Here is a 15380-nt window from a genome sequence, read left to right on the forward strand (position 1 = left end):
CCGTTCTCGGTGGTGCTGTTCGACGAGATCGAGAAGGCCCACCAGGAGGTCTACAACACGCTGCTGCAGGTGTTGGAGGACGGCCGCCTGACCGACGGTCAGGGCCGGACGGTGGACTTCAAGAACACCGTCATCATCTTCACCTCGAACCTGGGCACCTCCGACATCAGCAAGGCAGTCGGTCTCGGCTTCACCTCGGGTCAGGACACCGCGTCCAACTACGAGCGCATGAAGAACAAGGTCAACGACGAGCTGAAGAAGCACTTCCGCCCCGAGTTCCTCAACCGCATCGACGACATCATCGTCTTCCACCAGCTGACTCAGGACGAGATCATCAAGATGGTGGACCTGATGATCGCGCGCGTCGAGACGCAGCTGAAGAACAAGGACATGGCGCTCGAGCTCACCGACAAGGCCAAGGCCCTGCTCGCGAAGCGCGGGTTCGACCCGGTGCTGGGCGCCCGCCCGCTGCGCCGCACGATCCAGCGCGAGATCGAGGACCAGCTGTCGGAGAAGATCCTGTTCGGCGAGCTTCAGCCGGGCCAGATCATCATCACCGACATCGAGGGCTGGGACGGCGTCTCGGAGAACCACGACAAGGCGAAGTTCGTCTTCCGCGGCGAGTCCAAGCCGACCAACGTGCCGGACGCCCCGCCGGTCGAGCTGGCGGCTGCCGAGCAGGACTCCCCGGCGAACGAGTCGGAGTGACCTAGCGGCAGGAACGTGACGCGGCCCCCGGACCACCTCGGTCCGGGGGCCGTCGTCGTTGTGAGGCAAGGGAATCGCTCGCACGGTGCGGGGCCGTGCGACTTTGCCCGTTTCGCCGCGAACGCCTTCCCCTGCCTGTCACCATGTCTCGCGCGATCTCGCGCCAGATGGGGTGTCACCTAGGGGGTTCCTGTGCCGTCGGCGGCGTTCGAGCAGCTGGTCGCTCAGTTCGAGCGGTTCCAAGCCCAGATGCAGCGTGTTGACCAGCAGTTCGCCGGTATCGGCGAGATGCAGCAGCAGCTGACCGAGATGGAGGCGGTCGCCACCTCGGCGGACCGCGCCGTGACGGTGGTCGCCGGGCCCTCCGGCACCATCAAGGACATCCGGCTCACCGACCTGGCCATGCGCAGGCCGCCGCACGCCCTGGCCGCCGAGCTGATGAGCACCCTGCGGAAGGCCGTCGCCGAGGCGGCCCGCCGCCAGGCCGGCATCGTCGAGAACGCCGTCGGCGACGACCTGAAGCTCTCCGAGCAGGTCCTCGAGACGCAGGCGCAGCTCTTCGGCATGTCCAAGGAAGAGCTCCGCGCCGTCAGGTCCGAGGAAGCGGCCCCGCAACCGCCCGCCGCACCGGCTCCGCACCATCCCCCGGTGCCGCCGCCTCCGCCGCCGCAGGCAGGCGTCCCCGTCCCGCCCCGCAGGCCCGCACCCGAGCAACCGGACGACTTCGCCGAGCGGAACGTCCTGCGCGAGGACGGCTGGAACACCCGGCCGTCGCAGCAACCGCCCGCCGCGCCGCCCAAGCAGGACGGCAAGTTCCTGAACCTCTACGACGACGAGGACGGCCGATGAGCGGGTACAGCGTCGACCCGGAGGAGCTGAACGCGTACGCGGACAAGCTGCAGGAGCACCGCTCCTTCGCGGGCCAGGTCACGGGTCTCGTGGGCAAGTCGGACGTCGGTGACAAGTCGTGGGGTGTCGTCGGGATCTTCGTGAAGCAGCAGTACACGGAGATGCTCGGCGACCTGAAGGACACGCTCACCGCCATGACCGACGGGCTCGACTCGGGGATCGGGAAGTTCCGCGACACGGCGAAGGGCTACGCCGACCAGGAAGAGGCTCTGCGGAAGATCCTCGACGGCATCCAGGTCGACAGGGGATAAGCGGAGATGGCGGAACAGGAGTACACCGCGGGCGACGGTGACCAGCAGATCAAGATCACCGTCGGGGAGAAGACGCTCGGACAGAAGGCCGAGGAGAACGCCCCGATCTGGGGCAACTTCGTCAAGGCGAAGGAAGCCGCGGGCAAGACGGGTGAGACCGGCGGTGTCGCGGGGCTGACGGCCGAAGGCAGTGCGCTCGTCACGTCGGTCGTGGAGTTGGGTCAGGGAATGATGCTCGACCCGATCGGCTTCCTGGTCGGTCAGGGCCTGAACTTCCTGATCAGCGTGGTGCAGCCGCTGGAGGACGCGATCCACTTCGTCAGCGGCGACGGTCCGGCGTTGCAGCAGGCGGGGGAGAACTTCGGCGCGATCGCGCAAGGCATCTCCGACCTCGGCACGCGGTTCACCGAGGACCTGCAGAGCACCGTGACGACCTGGGGCGGTGAGGCGTCGGAAGCCGCCGCGTCGAGGCTGGGCGAGTTCGCGAGCGGCATCGACGGGGTCGCGGGCCAGGCGGGTGAGCTGGCCGAGCTGCTGATGATGTCGTCGATGGTCATGCAGATCATCGAGGACGTCATCAAGGCGATCCTCGCCGAGCTGATCACCTGGCTGATCATGATCTGGATCCCGGCGCTGGCCGCGGCCATCCCGAGCGCGGGCGCCTCGACGGCCGCCGCCGGTGCCGCCACCACCGTCCGGGTCGCCTCCACGGCCAGCCGTGTCTCACGCATCGTCGCGAAGCTGCGCGGCCTGCTCACCAAGATCATGGACTTCCTGCGCAACTTGGCCGCCAAGGCCAAGAACCTCGGCACCGCGTTCAAGAAGGCCATGGCGGACAAGAAGGTCCGCAGCCAGGAGGCGACCGACGCGCTCGCGGGCAAGACCAAGTGGGAGAAGTTCCGCGCCAACCCGGTCACCAGGCTCAACAGCCATGACGGCGTGGTCGGCGAACGGATGCAGAACGGCTTCACGAAGTCGATGGGTGAGGCGATCCGCAACGAGGCACTGGCCCAGGGCAACCTCGTTCACGAGAAGGGCGCGCGGAACACGTCGATCCAGGAGAAGGCCGACGAGTACGACCAGACGGGGACCGACTACTCGAAGCAGCGCATCGAAGGGTATCTGGACATCTGATCATGGACATCCTTCAGAAGATCTGGACCGGCTACATCCTCACGCCGTACTTCCTGACGTTCGCCGTGGCCTCGGTCGTGTTCCTGGCAGGGCGGCGCTGGCTGCACTTCCGCAGCCACGCCAAGCGGCGCGAGGCACAGCTGGCGGCGCTGGCTCCGCTGGCACAACGGCTCGGCGGCAGGCTGCTCGGTCCGGACGAGGCCGCGATGTGGACCGACGAGCTCTGCAAGCCCTTCACGACCGAGTTCTCGATCGCCTTCCGGTCGAAGCGGCAGTTCGACCTCTCGCTGGACTTCCAGCGCGGTCCCTGGCACGTCAGGGTGACCGAGGCATCCGTGCGGTACGACTCGCGCGGGTACGGTGTGCGGTGGTTGCAGGAGCACCGCATCGAGATCGCCACGGCCCGGCTGGCCCCGCTGAAGATGAAGCGGCCGGACAAGTACAGCGTCAACAGCGACCGGCCGCTCTCTCCCGGCCAGCTCGAACGGGAGTGGCGGGAGATCGTCGACGTCAAGGCCGCCACCGCGAAGAACGAGAACGCCGAGTGGCTGCCCGTACCGCTGCTCCCGCCGATGGACCGTGAGTTCTCCGCGTACAGCAGCGACCCCGCCGCGGCGGCGAGGGAGCTGAACTTCGACGCGCTGCACTGGCTCATGGAACGCGAGGGCGACCTGCCGTTGTGGGCGAAGCGGTTGAGGCTGACCTTCGAGTCGGGCTTCGTCTACCTCGTCGTGCACGACCACATCCAGCCAGGGGAACTGATGGGTGTCGTCGACACGATCTGCGGGCTGCTCGACCGGATGCCGGGCGTCCGGCCGAGGCATCCCGCGGCGGCGCTCTGACGGTCAGCGGGGCGTGACGGTGTACCCGGCCAGCACGATGTCCTCCAGCTCCGGGTCGTCCTCCTGCCACACGCCCTCGAAGTTGAATCCGAACAACGCCCTCAGCGCGGCCTCGCCGAGGTCGAGCGGGTGGAAGCGGAACGGGTACTCGTGGTCGTCGCCCAGGCTCTCCACGAACTCCTGGTCGCCCGCCAGGAACCGCTCCTCGAACGGCAGGGGCGTGCCGAGGTCCTCGATGACGCCGCTGTCCGGGGAGAGGCTGAACGAGCGGCGCAGGGTGCCGTCCGGCTCCCAGATCGCGTACGCGAAGAAGTCGACGACGCTGTGCATGGCGTGCAGGTAGAGCGTGCGGCCGGAGGCTTCGCGGAGGAAGCGCGGCGGCAGGTCGGTGGGGGAGTCGTTCGCGGCGTCGCCGGTGCAGATGACGGACAGGCCGTCGAAGACGCCCGCGTAGACCGTGCCGTCCGGCGGGTTGGCGTGGTCGAGGTCGCCGTCCTCGATCTGGCGGATCTCGTGCGACGGGTACAGGCGCTCGACGAAGGCCCTGGTGGCCTCCCGGTCGAGGCTCGGTGACGAGCGCAGCACCTTGCTGACGTCGTCGGACGCGTAGAAGAGCATCCAGTCCTTGGCACCCATCGTTCTCCCTCGTCAGGCGGTGGTGACCAGCATGACGGAGGGGTCTGACAATTTTCGCGGGGCAACGGACCGGTGGCGCCGGCCGTCCTCCCACCGTGGCGACCACACGGGAGACTGACGAGCACTCGGCGACACTGCTGCACGTGGTCGCGAGCGAGGTGAAGCCGCGCAGGAACGGGTTCGCCTCGTTCCTGTTCGTCGTGTGCGCGTTGGTGTTCGTGGTGGCGGCCGGTGTCCGGCTGCTCGGCATCGACGGGTCCAGGTACATGATCGCCGCGACGTCGCTGACCCCGTACTTCACCGTCGCGGGGCTGCTCGTCGGGTTGCTCGCGCTGTTGCGCAGGCGGTGGGTGGTCGGGCTGACGACGACCATCGTGGCCGTCGTGCTGGTCGCCAACGTGGCGCCGCGGGCGTTCCCGGACGCGCGGCCGAACGGCGTCGGTCAGCAGGTGCGGCTGATGACGGCGAACCTGCTGGTGGGCAAGGCGGACGCCGAGGCGGTGGTCAGGGAGGTGAAGGCGCGGCGGGTCGACGTCCTCGCGATGCAGGAGCTGACGCCGGAGATGGTGCGCGACCTCGACCGGGCCGGGCTCGACGACGTGCTGCCGCACCGGGTGTTCCTCGACGAGCCGGGCGGGTCGGGCAGCGGCATCGCCTCGCGGTACCCGCTCACGCAGCGGAACCTGACCCCGCCGTCCACGTTGCGGCAGGCCGCGGCGCTGGTGGACCTGCCGGGCAAGGACATCGAGGTCGTCTCGGTGCACCCGCTGCCGCCGGTCGTCACCGACGGGCCGGAGCCGTGGCAGCGGGAGCTGGCCGGGATGCCCGTGCCCGACTCGACCGGCGCGGTGAGGGTGCTCGCGGGCGACTTCAACGCCACGCTCGACCACGTCGGCCTGCGGCGGCTGCTGAACAAGGGGTACGTGGACGCCGCCGACCAGGTCGGCAAGGGGCTGGTCCACACGTGGCCGAGCCGGAGCGGGCTCTGGCCGCCGCCGGTCACGATCGACCACGTCCTGGTGGACGCGCGGTGTCCCGTCGACACGCTGGACGTGTTCGACCTGCCCGGCAGCGACCACCGGGCCGTCGTCACGCAGTTCGTCGTGCCAAGGTTGTGAGGGCTTCCAGCGCGCCCACCGGCAGCGACACGCCACGGCCGTGCCTGACCTCCGGCTCGCGGACGTTGATCCTGACCAGCGCCCCGGACGCGGCGCTGGCGAGCTCCGCCTGACGCCGCACGGTCGGCACCGCGGTACCGGCCCCGATCTCCAGCACGACCAGGTTCCGGTGGCTCCGCCGCCACTGGTTCAGCGCGTCGAGCTGCGCCTGGCTGCGGTGCGGCACCCAGCCCCAGTCGCCGAACATCAGGATGTTGGGCCGCGCGAGACCGCCGCAGTTCGGGCACGAGGGCAGCTCGCCCACGGCCCGCATCGTCACGGGGTCGACCTCGACGTCGAACGAGCACTCCCAGATCTCGTCGCGGCACGGCTCGACGCACTGGACGTGGTGGATCGACCCGTGGACCTCCGCCACGTCGGTGAACCCGGCCTTCTGGAACTGGCCGTCCACGTTGGACGTGAACACGCGGGCACCCCACGACCGCAGGACCTCGAAGCCCTCGTGCGGCACCGTGTCGCGGTAGAGGTGCAGCCGGTGGCCGTAGAAGCCCCAGGCCAGCGCCGGGTCGTCGGCGAAGTGGGCGGGGTCGGCGATCTCCTCGAACTTCAGCCCGAGCCGCTCGTAGGGCGGGTAGGCCCGCCAGAAGCCCTCGGTGCCGCGGAAGTCGGGCAGGCCGGAGTCGACGCCCATGCCGGCGCCGGCGCAGACGAGCAGCGCGTCCGCGCCGACGATCAGCTCGGCGGCTCTGTCGTACGCCTCGTTCACCGCTGGGGCTTGCTGCCCAGCACGACCTCGAACTCCAGCAGGTCGGCACCGGACGCCACGGGCTTCGTGCGCTCACCGGCGTGGGCGGCGGCGTTGGCCTCGCTGTCCCGCCAGGCCACGAACGCCTCGTGCGACTCCCAGCGCGTGACGACGAAGTAGCGGTCGTCGCCCGCCACCGGCCGGAGGAGCTCGAAGCCGAGGAAGCCCGGCTGGTCGTCGACCGCGCCCATGCGGTGGGCGAACCGCTTCTCCAGCTCGGGGCCCGCGCCCTCGGGGACCTTGATCGCGTTGATCTTCACGACTGCCATGGCACCCAGGTTAGCGCCGCACCCCGGCAGGCAGCAGGAACTGCTCCTGTGGGACGCCCGACTCGTGGAACCAGGCGCGGAAGAACGCCGTCAGGTCCTGTCCGGACGCTTCGGCGTAGTGCTGCTCGAACTCCGGCCAGGAGGCGTTCGAGTCGCGGTGCTTCTCCGCCCACGACCGCAGGGCCTTGAAGAACACGTCGTCGCCGACCTGCTTGCGCAGCGCGTGCACGGCGAGGATGCCCTTGTCGTAGACGCCGCGGAACTCGTTGCCCTGGCCCATGTCGTAGAGCTTCGGCGCCCAGAACGACGACCGGGAGCGCAGCTCCTCGACCCGCCCGCGGTAGCGGTCGTCGAGGTCGGCGCCCTCCTTCTCCGCCCACAGCCACTGCGAGTAGGAGGCGAGGCACTCGTTGAGGCAGATGTCCGCCCAGTTCTGCAGCGACACGGAGTCGCCGAACCACTGGTGGGCGTTCTCGTGCACGAGCGTCTCCAGGTCGGCCCACGACGCGTAGATCGGCCTGGTCTGCGTCTCCAGCGAGAACCCGATCTGGTCCGCCACCCAGATGCCGCCGGCCGCGCGCTGCGGGTACGGGCCGAACTTCGTCTCCAGGAAGCCGAGGACCTCCGGCAGCCGCGACTGGATCGGCTTCTTCGAGGCGGACGTGCCGGGCGCGTACGCGTCCACGACGGGCGTGCCGTCGGGCAGCGTCGAGCGCACGACCTCGAACTTGTCGATCGCGACGGTCGCGAGGTAGGTCGCGAGCGGCGTCTCCTCGGTCCAGGTGAACGTCGTCCAGCCGCCCTCGCGCCGCGGCGGGCTCTCCAGGCCGTTCGAGATGGCCGTCCAGCCGTCGGGGACGCGGGCCCGGACCTTCAGCGCCGCCTTGTCGCGCGGCGTGTCGTTGGCCGGGAACCACGTCGTCGCGGAGTGCGGCTGGCCCGCGGCGAACGCGCCGCCGGTCGACGAGATCTGCCAGCCGCTGCGGCCCAGCGATGCGTCGTTGATCGTCGTGGGCGTGCCGCCGTAGGTGATGACGGCGGTGAACGGCCGGTCCTTCGCGAGCGGGGCGGAGGGCGTGATCACCAGCTCGTGCTCGCCCTCGGTGGCGAACTTCGCGGGCTGCCCGCCCACCCGCACCTCGCTGACCTCCAGGGCGTCCAGGTCGAGGTTGAAGCGGGCGAGGTCCTGGGTGGCGGTCGCGGTGATCGTCGCGACGCCGTCGAGCCGCTTGGAGGCGGGGTCGTACGTGATCGCGAGGTCGTAGAGCGTGACGTCGTAGCCGCTGTTGCCGTCGAGCGGGTAGTAGGCGTCGCCCGCGCCGGCGCCTGCCTCGACGGCGGCCTCCGGTGACGTCGTCCGCGGCTGACCGGACAGGTCGCCGCCGGGGGTTCGGAACACGACGAGCAGCCCGGCGACGAGCACGATCAACACCAGGGCGATCAGGTACGGACGGGCCTTCATGCGTTAATCATCCCTGTGTCGGTGGTGGAGTTCGGCGGAACGGGTCAGGGCGTGCTGCTGCTGCACGGCCTGATGAGCAGGGCCACCGCCTGGTGGCCGGTCGCGCAGTGGCTGCGGCCGTTCGGCAGGGTCGTCGCGGTCGACCAGCGCGGGCACGGCCGCAACCCGCGGCGGGGGCCGTTCCGCACCGAGGACTTCGTGGACGACGCCGCCGCCGCGATCGAGGAGCTCGGCCTCGGACCGGCCGTGGTGATCGGGCACTCCATGGGCGGGCTGCACGCGTGGTGTCTCGCGGCGACCCGTCCGGACCTGGTGCGCGCGATTGTCGTCGAGGACTTCGCGCCGGACAACAGGGGCCGCACCGTCGACGAGTGGAGGTGGCTCTTCGACGCCTGGCCGGTGCCGTTCCAGTCGCTCTCGCACGTGACGTCGTACTTCGGCTCGCCGGTGTTCGCCGAGTACTTCGAGGAGCGTGAGGACGGCTGGCACCTCATCGCCGAGATGGACGACCTGTACGAGATCGCGGCGCACTGGGGCACGCGCGCGTACTGGGACTTCATCGACGCCGTGCGGTGCCCGTCGCTCGTCGTCGAAGCGGGCAGGGGCGGGCAGCTACCGGGGCAGATGGCGGAGGCGGCCCGGCGTTCCGGCGGGCAGCACCTCTACGTCGGGGAGGCGGGGCACATCGTGCACGAGAGCGCGCCGTGGGTTTACCGCGGAGCCGTGGAAGCCTTCTTGAGCACGTCGATCTCGCCGGTCTGAGTGTCGACGACCGACACCTCGCGGACCTTCGCCCTGATCGGCTCGACCGGGAAGACCTGCGCGAACGCCGCCTTCGTCCGCTCGTCGTCCAGGTCGTGGGCGAGGGTGCAGTGCGGCACCCAGTTGCCGGGGAGGTAGTAGGCGCTGGGGTTCTTGACCTTGCTCGCCAGCACGTCGTGGATGGCGGAGTGGACCGCGAGCAGTTCGGTGTCGACTACGGCGCCGAGCATCAGGACGTTGTCGGTGGTCGAGAACGTGCCGAGGGTGTGCAGCCACAGGTCCGGCAGCCAGAGGCGTTCGAGGTCCTCGCGCAGCTCCTTGCGGACCTTCGGGCCGATGGTGGTCGCGGCGGCGTAAGTGAGGTGGGGCGCGTACTGCTGCTGCGCGCCGACACGCCGTTGCAGGTCGCGGATCTTCCGGTCCGCCTCGTCGTCGAAGAACGCCACCAGCGCGTGCATCAGTGCTCTCCCGGCAGCGCGAAGAGACCGTCGCGGGTCTGTTCGACCAGACCGTCGTCGAGCAGCGAGACCAGGCACTTCTCCCGCTGCGTGAGGTCGTGCCAGACGATGTCGAGCTGCGCCTTCGGCACCGGTCCCGGAGCGCCCCGCAGGACGTCCAGCAGCTTGCCGCGCACCTGCCGGTCGGTTCCGGCGAACTTCTGCGCCTTCTTCTCCGGTCCCGCGTAGGCGGGGCGGCCCGCGAGCTGCCAGGCGCACTCGGCGAAGAGCGGGCAGTCGGCGCACTTCTGGTTCTTGGCCGTGCAGACCAACGCCCCGAGCTCCATCAGCGCCGCCGAGAACACCGCGGCGTCGTGCTGGTCTTCCGGCAGGATCGCCTCGACGTCCCGGAGGTCCCGCTTGGTCGACGGCGGGCCGGCGTCACCGGCGCCGTGCACAGCGCGTGCGACGACCCGACGGACGTTCGTGTCCACCACGGCGCACTTCTGCCCGTACGCGAACGTGGCCACGGCACGGGCCGTGTAGCTGCCGATGCCGGGCAACGACTCCAAGACCTCGACGTCCGACGGCACGACGTCGCCGTGGTCGCGGGCGATGGCCGTGGCGGCCTCGTGCAGCCGCAACGCGCGGCGCGGGTAGCCGAGCTTGCCCCACATGCGCAGCACCTCGCCCTGCGACGACGCGGCCATCGCGGAGGGCACCGGCCACTTGGCCAGCCACTCGTGCCAGATCGGCTCGACGCGGGAGACGGGCGTCTGCTGCAGCATGATCTCGCTGACCAGCACACCCCAGGCGGTGCAGTCGGGGCGGCGCCACGGCAGGTCCCGGGCGGCCGTGTCCCACCAGCTCAGCAGCAACTCGTGATTCATCACCGCCATCTTCCCAAACGCACGCGGGGGCCCTTCGTACTGTGTGACAGTACGAAGGGCCCCCGCGTGCGGAAAGGTCAGGCCGCCTGGGTCTCGGCCGCGTCGACCTCGCGCAGCTCACCGGTGTGCACGTCGTAGACGAAGCCCCGGATCTTGTCGGTGTACGGGATGAACGGGCTGCGGCGCAGCCGTGCCATCGAGCCGCGCACGCTCTGCTCGACCACCTTGAACGCCTCGACGGCCCACGGCGGGCGCAGGCCCGTGTCGGACTCCAGCTCGTCCTTGAACTCGTCCTCGGTGACCATCTCGAGGCCGCAGTTCGTGTGGTGGACCAGCAGCACCTCGCGGGTGCCGAGCTTGCGCTGGCTCAACGCGAGCGAGCGGACCATGTCGTCGGTGACGACGCCGCCCGCGTTGCGGAGCACGTGCGCCTCACCCTGCTTCAACCCGAAGATCTCGAACACCCGGATGCGCGAGTCCATGCACGTCAGGATCGCGATCTGCAGGGACGGCTTCGGGGACGAACGGTCACCGGGAACCACGTTGCCGAGCTCGTAGTTCCGCTTGAGCAGTTCGTCGATCGCGGTCATGTCACCCTCCACGGCCTCCGGCGGACCCCCACAGCGATGGAACTTCAGCGAGCGCGTGTTCACAAGGGGTTTGGGGCAATGTCACGTTCACCGGATCGAGCGATGCTCGCCTACGACTGGATTCCCGCAGGTCCGGTTACGTTCGGGCGGTGACCGAGCCCACTGGACCGCTGCCGTCCACGGTGTACTGGCGCCGCCGCATCGCCGCCGTCGGCGCCGCTCTCGCCGTGCTGCTGCTCGTGATCTGGATCGTCGCGGTGTCCGGGTCCGGAGACGAGGGCGTGCAGCCCACGAACGCGGCCGCGGCGTCGTCCTCCAACCCGCCGCCGAGCGCGTCGGAGACGGCCCCCGCGTCCTCGTCGACGACCCCGCCGCCCTCGGAGACCACGCAGGCTCCGCCTCCCGGGCCGCCGCAGGCGTGCCCCGACGACGTGATCGGCGTCGTGGCGAAGGCGGACAAGCCGTCCTACCCGGCCGGTGCGCAGGCCGAGCTGTCGATGGACGTGGTCAACAACGGACCGGTGCCGTGCATCAGGGACATCGGGCGCGAGCACCGCGAGCTCGCCGTGCTGACCGCCGACGGCGCGACGGTGCTGTGGTCGAGCAACCACTGCCTGTCGGCGGTGGGCAAGGAGGTGCGGGTGATGCAGCCCAAGGAAGCCTTCACCTACGGCACCAAGTGGGCGGGCTCGACCTCCCAGCCCGGCTGCGGTGCGCACACCAGGCTGGGGGCGGGTGACTACCTGCTGGTGGCGAAGCTGGCCGGGAGGACCAGCTCGCCCGTCGTCTTCCGGCTGGAGGGCTGAGCGCCCCGGCCCGTCACGGCCCGAACCAGCGCTCCTCTGCACCGCCGCGCGGCCCGCCGGACGTCTTGCCGATGATCAGCTCCGTGGCCAGGTTGACCGACCTCGGCCGCGACCGCTCGTTGGTGTCGAGCAGCAGCTTGCCCGCCGCGCGGCCCTTCTCCAGCACCGGCTGGCGGACCGTCGTGAGCCCGGCCTCCTCGCCCGCGCGGATGCCGTCGAAGCCGGTGACGGTGATGTCGTGCGGCACGCGCAGGCCGCGCCGGGCGGCCTCGGTGAGCGCACCCAGCGCCAGCACGTCCGAGGTGCAGATCAACGCGGTGACCTGCGGGTCCCGGTCGAGCACCTGGGCGGCGCCGGACGCGCCGGAGGCCATGTTGTGGTCGAACCGCTCGACCACGGGCACCTGCGACCAGTCGACGCCCGCCTCGCTGAACGCCTCGGCGAGGCCCGTCAGGCGGTTGCGCTGCACGTGGAAGTGCGCGGCGTGCTGGCGGTCCGGCGTCACGAAGCCGTCGTTGCGGTCGCGTGCGAGCCGCATGCAGACGACGCCGATGCGCCGGTGGCCCAGCTCGATCAGGTGCCTGGCGAGCTCGTACATCGCGCCGCGGTCGTCGATGCCGACGCGGTCGACGGTGCCGATGTCCGGCTGGTCGCAGACCACGGTCGGGACGGGCCGCTCCAGCACGGCGGCGAGGTGCGGGTCGTCGTCGGGGACGGAGTAGACGACGAAGCCGTCGACGCCTGCCCGGTGGACGGCCGCGACGTCCTCGCGCTCGGGGTTCGCGGGCACCAGCAGCAGGCCCGTGCCGGCGTCCTCGCACGCGAGCGCCAGGCCCTCCAGGAAGCCGATGGCGGCAGGGTCGCGGAACGCGTAGGAGAGGTTCTCGGTGAGCAGCAGGCCCACCGCCCCGGCCTTGCGCGTGCGCAACGAGCGCGCCACAGGATCCGGGCCGGGATAACCCAGCCTTCGGGCCGTGTCCAACACCCGCCGTCTCAGCTCGGGGGAGAGCTGGTCGGGACGGTTGTACGCGTTGGACACCGTTGTCCGGGAAACGCCCAGCTCAGCGGCCAGAGAGGCCAGCGTCGCCGGACGTCGCACATGCATCGACCGCGCCATGAAAGGACCGTAACGGTTCAGAACCAATTCGTGAAGTGAGGGTGACCTGCGTCCCTCCAATGACGCATCCGCGCAGGTGGCTCCATCTGGCTTGTTCAGAAATTGGTCCAGACCAAATGAGTCAGCGTCGCGGTGGTGCCGCGGACTCGCGCGCGACGAGCCGCGGCCGGAAGACGCGGGTGTAGTTGTCGTTGCCCTGCCTGCGCCGATCCGGGTCGAGCCGGAGCACCAGCTCGTCGATCGCGGCCGCCGCCATCTCCTCGATCGGCTGCGCCAGCGTCGTCAAAGCGGGCGAGCAGTAGGCGGCGAACGGGATGTCGTCGAACCCGACCACGGACAGGTCGTCCGGTACCGAGATCCCCCGTTGGTGTGCCTCCCGCATGACGCCGAGCGCCATGTGGTCCGACGAGCAGATCACCGCGGTCGGCGACACCGTGTCCAGCAGCTTCGCCACCGCCACGCCACCGCCCTCCGCGCTGAACGGGCCGTGCGAGACGTACTCGGAGCCCGCCGGCAGGTGGTTCTCCTCCAGCGCCGCGGCCCACCCGGCGCGCTTGAGCCGCGAGGGCAGCGACCGCGCGGGACCGGAGACGAACCCGATCCGCTCGTGGCCGAGCTCGATCAGGTGCTTGGTGGCCATGTAGCCCGCCAGCTGCTCGTCCACCGTCACGTCGGGCACGTCCAGAGCCGGGGTGGCACCGTTCAGGAAGACCATGTGCACGCCGTCCGCGAGGAGCTTCGCGTAGTAGCTCGGGCGGGGCGCCTGACCGAGCGGCACCTCGACGTTGGTGATCTCCGGTGACACGAACACCATGCCCTCGACCCCGCGGGCCAGGAGCATCCGGACGTACTCCTCCTCGCCCATCGGCGCGCCGCTGCGGGTGTTGCACAGCAGCGACGAGTAGCCCAGGCGCGCCGCCCGCGTCTCCAGCGCCTCGGCGAACGCGGGGAAGACCGGGTTCGACAGCTCCGGCACGAGCAGGCCGATCACGCCGGTGCGCTGGAGGGCGCCGAGCCCGCGCGGGGTGTACGGCATCTCCGCGAGCACCGACAGCACCCGCTGCCTGGTCTCCTCGTTGACTCCCGCGCGCCGGTTGAGGACCCGGCTGACGGTGGAGATGGACACCCCGGCTGCCCTGGCGATCTCGGACAGTCCGGACACGTTGCCTCCTGCTCACGCTCGGTACGGACGCAAGCCTGCCGTGTTAAGAAAAAATTTGCAACGAGTGATTGCAAGACAGGGCCGTTACGGCTTGGTTACGGTCGACGTCTTGACCTGACCATGGTTGGGGTAGTGAAATCGCCCGCAACATTCTCGCAAAACCTTGCAAGACCCTCATCTCACTCGGAGATGAGGCCCAGCTGGAGGGAACGGCAGCAACGATGCGACGGACAACCCTCGTGACCGCCATGGCGACGGGTGTCGCCCTCGTGCTCACCGCCTGCGGAGGCGGCGGGTCGAGTGACAGCGGATCCGACTCGGGCGAAGTGACCTTCTGGGACACCAGTGGTCCCAACGAGAGCCCGGTCTTCAAGAAGATCGCGGAGGAGTGCGCGACCAAGGACGGCTACAAGGTCAAGGTTGAGACGCAGGCGTTCGACGGCGCGCTCAACAACTACAAGACCGCCGCCCAGGGTGGCCAGGGCCCCGACGTCTTCCGCTCCGAGGTCGCGTGGGTGCCGCAGCTCGCGAAGCTGGGCTACGTCGCCGACCTGTCCGACACCGACCTCGCGAAGGACACCTCCGACTTCCTGGACGCCCCGCTGGGCTCCACGAAGTACGAGGGCAAGACCTACGCCGTGCCGCAGGTGACCGACTCGCTCGCGCTGCTCTACAACAAGCAGAAGCTCGCCGAGGCGGGTGTCGAGCCGCCGAAGACGTGGGACGAGCTCAAGGCCGCGGCCGCCAAGCTGGGTGGCGAGAAGGCGTTCTTCCTCAACAACGACGCGTACTACGCGCTGCCGTTCATCTACGGCGAGGGCGGCGACCTAGTCGACGCGTCCGCCAAGAAGATCGTCGTGAACTCCGCGGAGAACGTGAAGGCGCTGGAGACCGCGAAGGGCCTGCTCGACGCGAAGGCCGCCACCACGGCGCTCGACGCGACGAACTCCTACTCGAACATGCAGGCCGCGTTCTCCTCCGGTGAGGCCGCGATGGTCATCAACGGCCCGTGGGCCGTCGCCGACTACCTCAAGGGCGCCGCGTTCAGCGACCCGGCCAACCTCGGCATCGCCCCCGTCCCCGGCCCGTCCGCGGACAAGGGCAGCGCCCCCGTCGGCGGCCACGACTACGTGATCCGCCAGGGCACCAAGGCGAAGCAGTCGTCCATCAAGCTCATCCAGTGCATGGCGTCGGCCGAGTCGCAGGCGACCATCGCCAAGGAGCTGGGCCTGCTGCCGACCCGCAAGTCGGCCTACGAGAACGCCGACGTGAAGGCCAACGCCGTCGTCTCCGCGTTCGAGCCGGTCACCAAGACCGCGCACGAGCGTCCGTGGATCCCGGAGGGCGGCGAGCTCTTCGACCCGCTGAAGGTCGGCTACGCGGACTTCCTGGCCGGCAAGAAGGACGCCAAGGCGGCGCTCGACGAGGTCGCCCAGGCGTACAAGGACAAGGTCGTCCCCGAGTACTCCATCGGCTGACAAG

Annotated in this window: 18 protein-coding genes; 9 read left to right on the plus strand and 9 right to left on the minus strand. The window is 69.8% G+C overall.

Going from position 1 to position 15380, the window contains the following annotated elements; all coding sequences use genetic code 11:
* The 5 genes from BLT23_RS29610 to BLT23_RS29630 form a co-directional block, all read left to right on the plus strand.
* A partial coding sequence (locus BLT23_RS29610; protein WP_143036089.1) for an AAA family ATPase occupies nt 1-708 on the plus strand: 708 nt, incomplete at its 5' end.
* 249 nt (nt 709-957) lie between these two features.
* On the plus strand, nt 958-1557 hold the full coding sequence (locus BLT23_RS29615; RefSeq protein WP_090055399.1) for a YbaB/EbfC family nucleoid-associated protein: 600 nt from the start codon (nt 958-960) through the stop codon (nt 1555-1557).
* Nucleotides 1554-1868 (plus strand): ESX-1 secretion-associated protein, encoded by a 315-nt coding sequence (locus BLT23_RS29620; RefSeq protein ID WP_090054855.1) that lies wholly within the window; start codon nt 1554-1556, stop codon nt 1866-1868. The genes BLT23_RS29615 and BLT23_RS29620 overlap by 4 nt, the downstream gene beginning before the upstream one ends.
* A gap of 6 nt (nt 1869-1874) precedes the next feature.
* On the plus strand, nt 1875-3002 hold the full coding sequence (locus BLT23_RS29625; protein WP_090054860.1) for a WXG100 family type VII secretion target: 1128 nt from the start codon (nt 1875-1877) through the stop codon (nt 3000-3002).
* A 2-nt stretch (nt 3003-3004) separates the two neighbouring features.
* Entirely contained in the window at nt 3005-3844 is an 840-nt protein-coding gene (locus BLT23_RS29630) for a hypothetical protein (RefSeq protein WP_090054861.1), read from the plus strand.
* A gap of 3 nt (nt 3845-3847) precedes the next feature.
* Here BLT23_RS29630 and BLT23_RS29635 read toward each other — a convergent pair whose 3' ends face one another.
* Nucleotides 3848-4480, minus strand: a complete 633-nt coding sequence (locus tag BLT23_RS29635; RefSeq protein WP_090054862.1) for a DUF6928 family protein — start codon at nt 4478-4480, stop codon at nt 3848-3850.
* 95 nt (nt 4481-4575) lie between these two features.
* On the opposite strand from BLT23_RS29635, the gene BLT23_RS29640 reads away from it, so the two are divergent.
* Nucleotides 4576-5598, plus strand: a complete 1023-nt coding sequence (locus BLT23_RS29640; RefSeq protein WP_245744321.1) for an endonuclease/exonuclease/phosphatase family protein — start codon at nt 4576-4578, stop codon at nt 5596-5598.
* Here the strand turns inward: BLT23_RS29640 and BLT23_RS29645 are convergent.
* From BLT23_RS29645 to BLT23_RS29655, 3 genes are read right to left on the minus strand one after another with little or no spacing between them, the layout of a single operon-like run.
* Nucleotides 5570-6364, minus strand: a complete 795-nt coding sequence (locus BLT23_RS29645) for an SIR2 family NAD-dependent protein deacylase (protein ID WP_090054863.1) — start codon at nt 6362-6364, stop codon at nt 5570-5572. The two genes, BLT23_RS29640 and BLT23_RS29645, sit on opposite strands and share 29 nt — an antisense overlap.
* Complete coding sequence (locus BLT23_RS29650) at nt 6361-6672, minus strand: antibiotic biosynthesis monooxygenase family protein (protein ID WP_090054864.1); 312 nt, start codon at nt 6670-6672, stop codon at nt 6361-6363. The genes BLT23_RS29645 and BLT23_RS29650 overlap by 4 nt, the downstream gene beginning before the upstream one ends.
* 10 nt (nt 6673-6682) lie before the next feature.
* The gene (locus BLT23_RS29655) at nt 6683-8134 is read right to left on the minus strand and encodes a M1 family metallopeptidase (RefSeq protein ID WP_090054865.1); all 1452 of its coding nucleotides are present in this window, start codon (nt 8132-8134) and stop codon (nt 6683-6685) included.
* A 15-nt stretch (nt 8135-8149) separates the two neighbouring features.
* On the opposite strand from BLT23_RS29655, the gene BLT23_RS29660 reads away from it, so the two are divergent.
* Nucleotides 8150-8896: an alpha/beta fold hydrolase gene (locus BLT23_RS29660; protein WP_176946973.1), complete on the plus strand. Its 747-nt coding sequence runs from the start codon at nt 8150-8152 to the stop codon at nt 8894-8896.
* Here BLT23_RS29660 and BLT23_RS29665 read toward each other — a convergent pair.
* From BLT23_RS29665 to BLT23_RS29675, 3 genes are all read right to left on the minus strand, one after another.
* Nucleotides 8845-9354 carry a 2'-5' RNA ligase family protein gene (locus BLT23_RS29665; RefSeq protein WP_090054867.1) on the minus strand — a complete coding sequence of 170 codons (510 nt, stop codon included), beginning with the start codon at nt 9352-9354 and terminating at the stop codon, nt 8845-8847. The two genes, BLT23_RS29660 and BLT23_RS29665, sit on opposite strands and share 52 nt — an antisense overlap.
* Nucleotides 9354-10223: an HhH-GPD family protein gene (locus tag BLT23_RS29670; protein WP_425434424.1), complete on the minus strand. Its 870-nt coding sequence runs from the start codon at nt 10221-10223 to the stop codon at nt 9354-9356. Before BLT23_RS29670 ends, BLT23_RS29665 begins: the two co-directional genes overlap by 1 nt.
* Before the next feature lie 77 nt (nt 10224-10300).
* The gene (locus BLT23_RS29675) at nt 10301-10813 is read right to left on the minus strand and encodes a beta-class carbonic anhydrase (protein WP_090054870.1); all 513 of its coding nucleotides are present in this window, start codon (nt 10811-10813) and stop codon (nt 10301-10303) included.
* A gap of 149 nt (nt 10814-10962) precedes the next feature.
* On the opposite strand from BLT23_RS29675, the gene BLT23_RS41020 reads away from it, so the two are divergent.
* Nucleotides 10963-11619: a lipase chaperone gene (locus tag BLT23_RS41020; RefSeq protein ID WP_090054873.1), complete on the plus strand. Its 657-nt coding sequence runs from the start codon at nt 10963-10965 to the stop codon at nt 11617-11619.
* A 13-nt stretch (nt 11620-11632) separates the two neighbouring features.
* Here BLT23_RS41020 and BLT23_RS29685 read toward each other — a convergent pair whose 3' ends face one another.
* Together BLT23_RS29685 and BLT23_RS29690 are read right to left on the minus strand one after the other, a co-directional pair.
* The gene (locus BLT23_RS29685) at nt 11633-12736 is read right to left on the minus strand and encodes a LacI family DNA-binding transcriptional regulator (protein ID WP_090054875.1); all 1104 of its coding nucleotides are present in this window, start codon (nt 12734-12736) and stop codon (nt 11633-11635) included.
* A gap of 121 nt (nt 12737-12857) precedes the next feature.
* Nucleotides 12858-13898 carry a LacI family DNA-binding transcriptional regulator gene (locus BLT23_RS29690; protein WP_090054877.1) on the minus strand — a complete coding sequence of 347 codons (1041 nt, stop codon included), beginning with the start codon at nt 13896-13898 and terminating at the stop codon, nt 12858-12860.
* A gap of 221 nt (nt 13899-14119) precedes the next feature.
* On the opposite strand from BLT23_RS29690, the gene BLT23_RS29695 reads away from it, so the two are divergent.
* Nucleotides 14120-15376: an extracellular solute-binding protein gene (locus tag BLT23_RS29695; protein ID WP_090054880.1), complete on the plus strand. Its 1257-nt coding sequence runs from the start codon at nt 14120-14122 to the stop codon at nt 15374-15376.
* Nucleotides 15377-15380: the final 4 nt, after the last annotated feature.

This window comes from Lentzea fradiae (assembly GCF_900100955.1).
GTDB classification, from domain to species: Bacteria; Actinomycetota; Actinomycetes; order Mycobacteriales; family Pseudonocardiaceae; genus Lentzea; species Lentzea fradiae.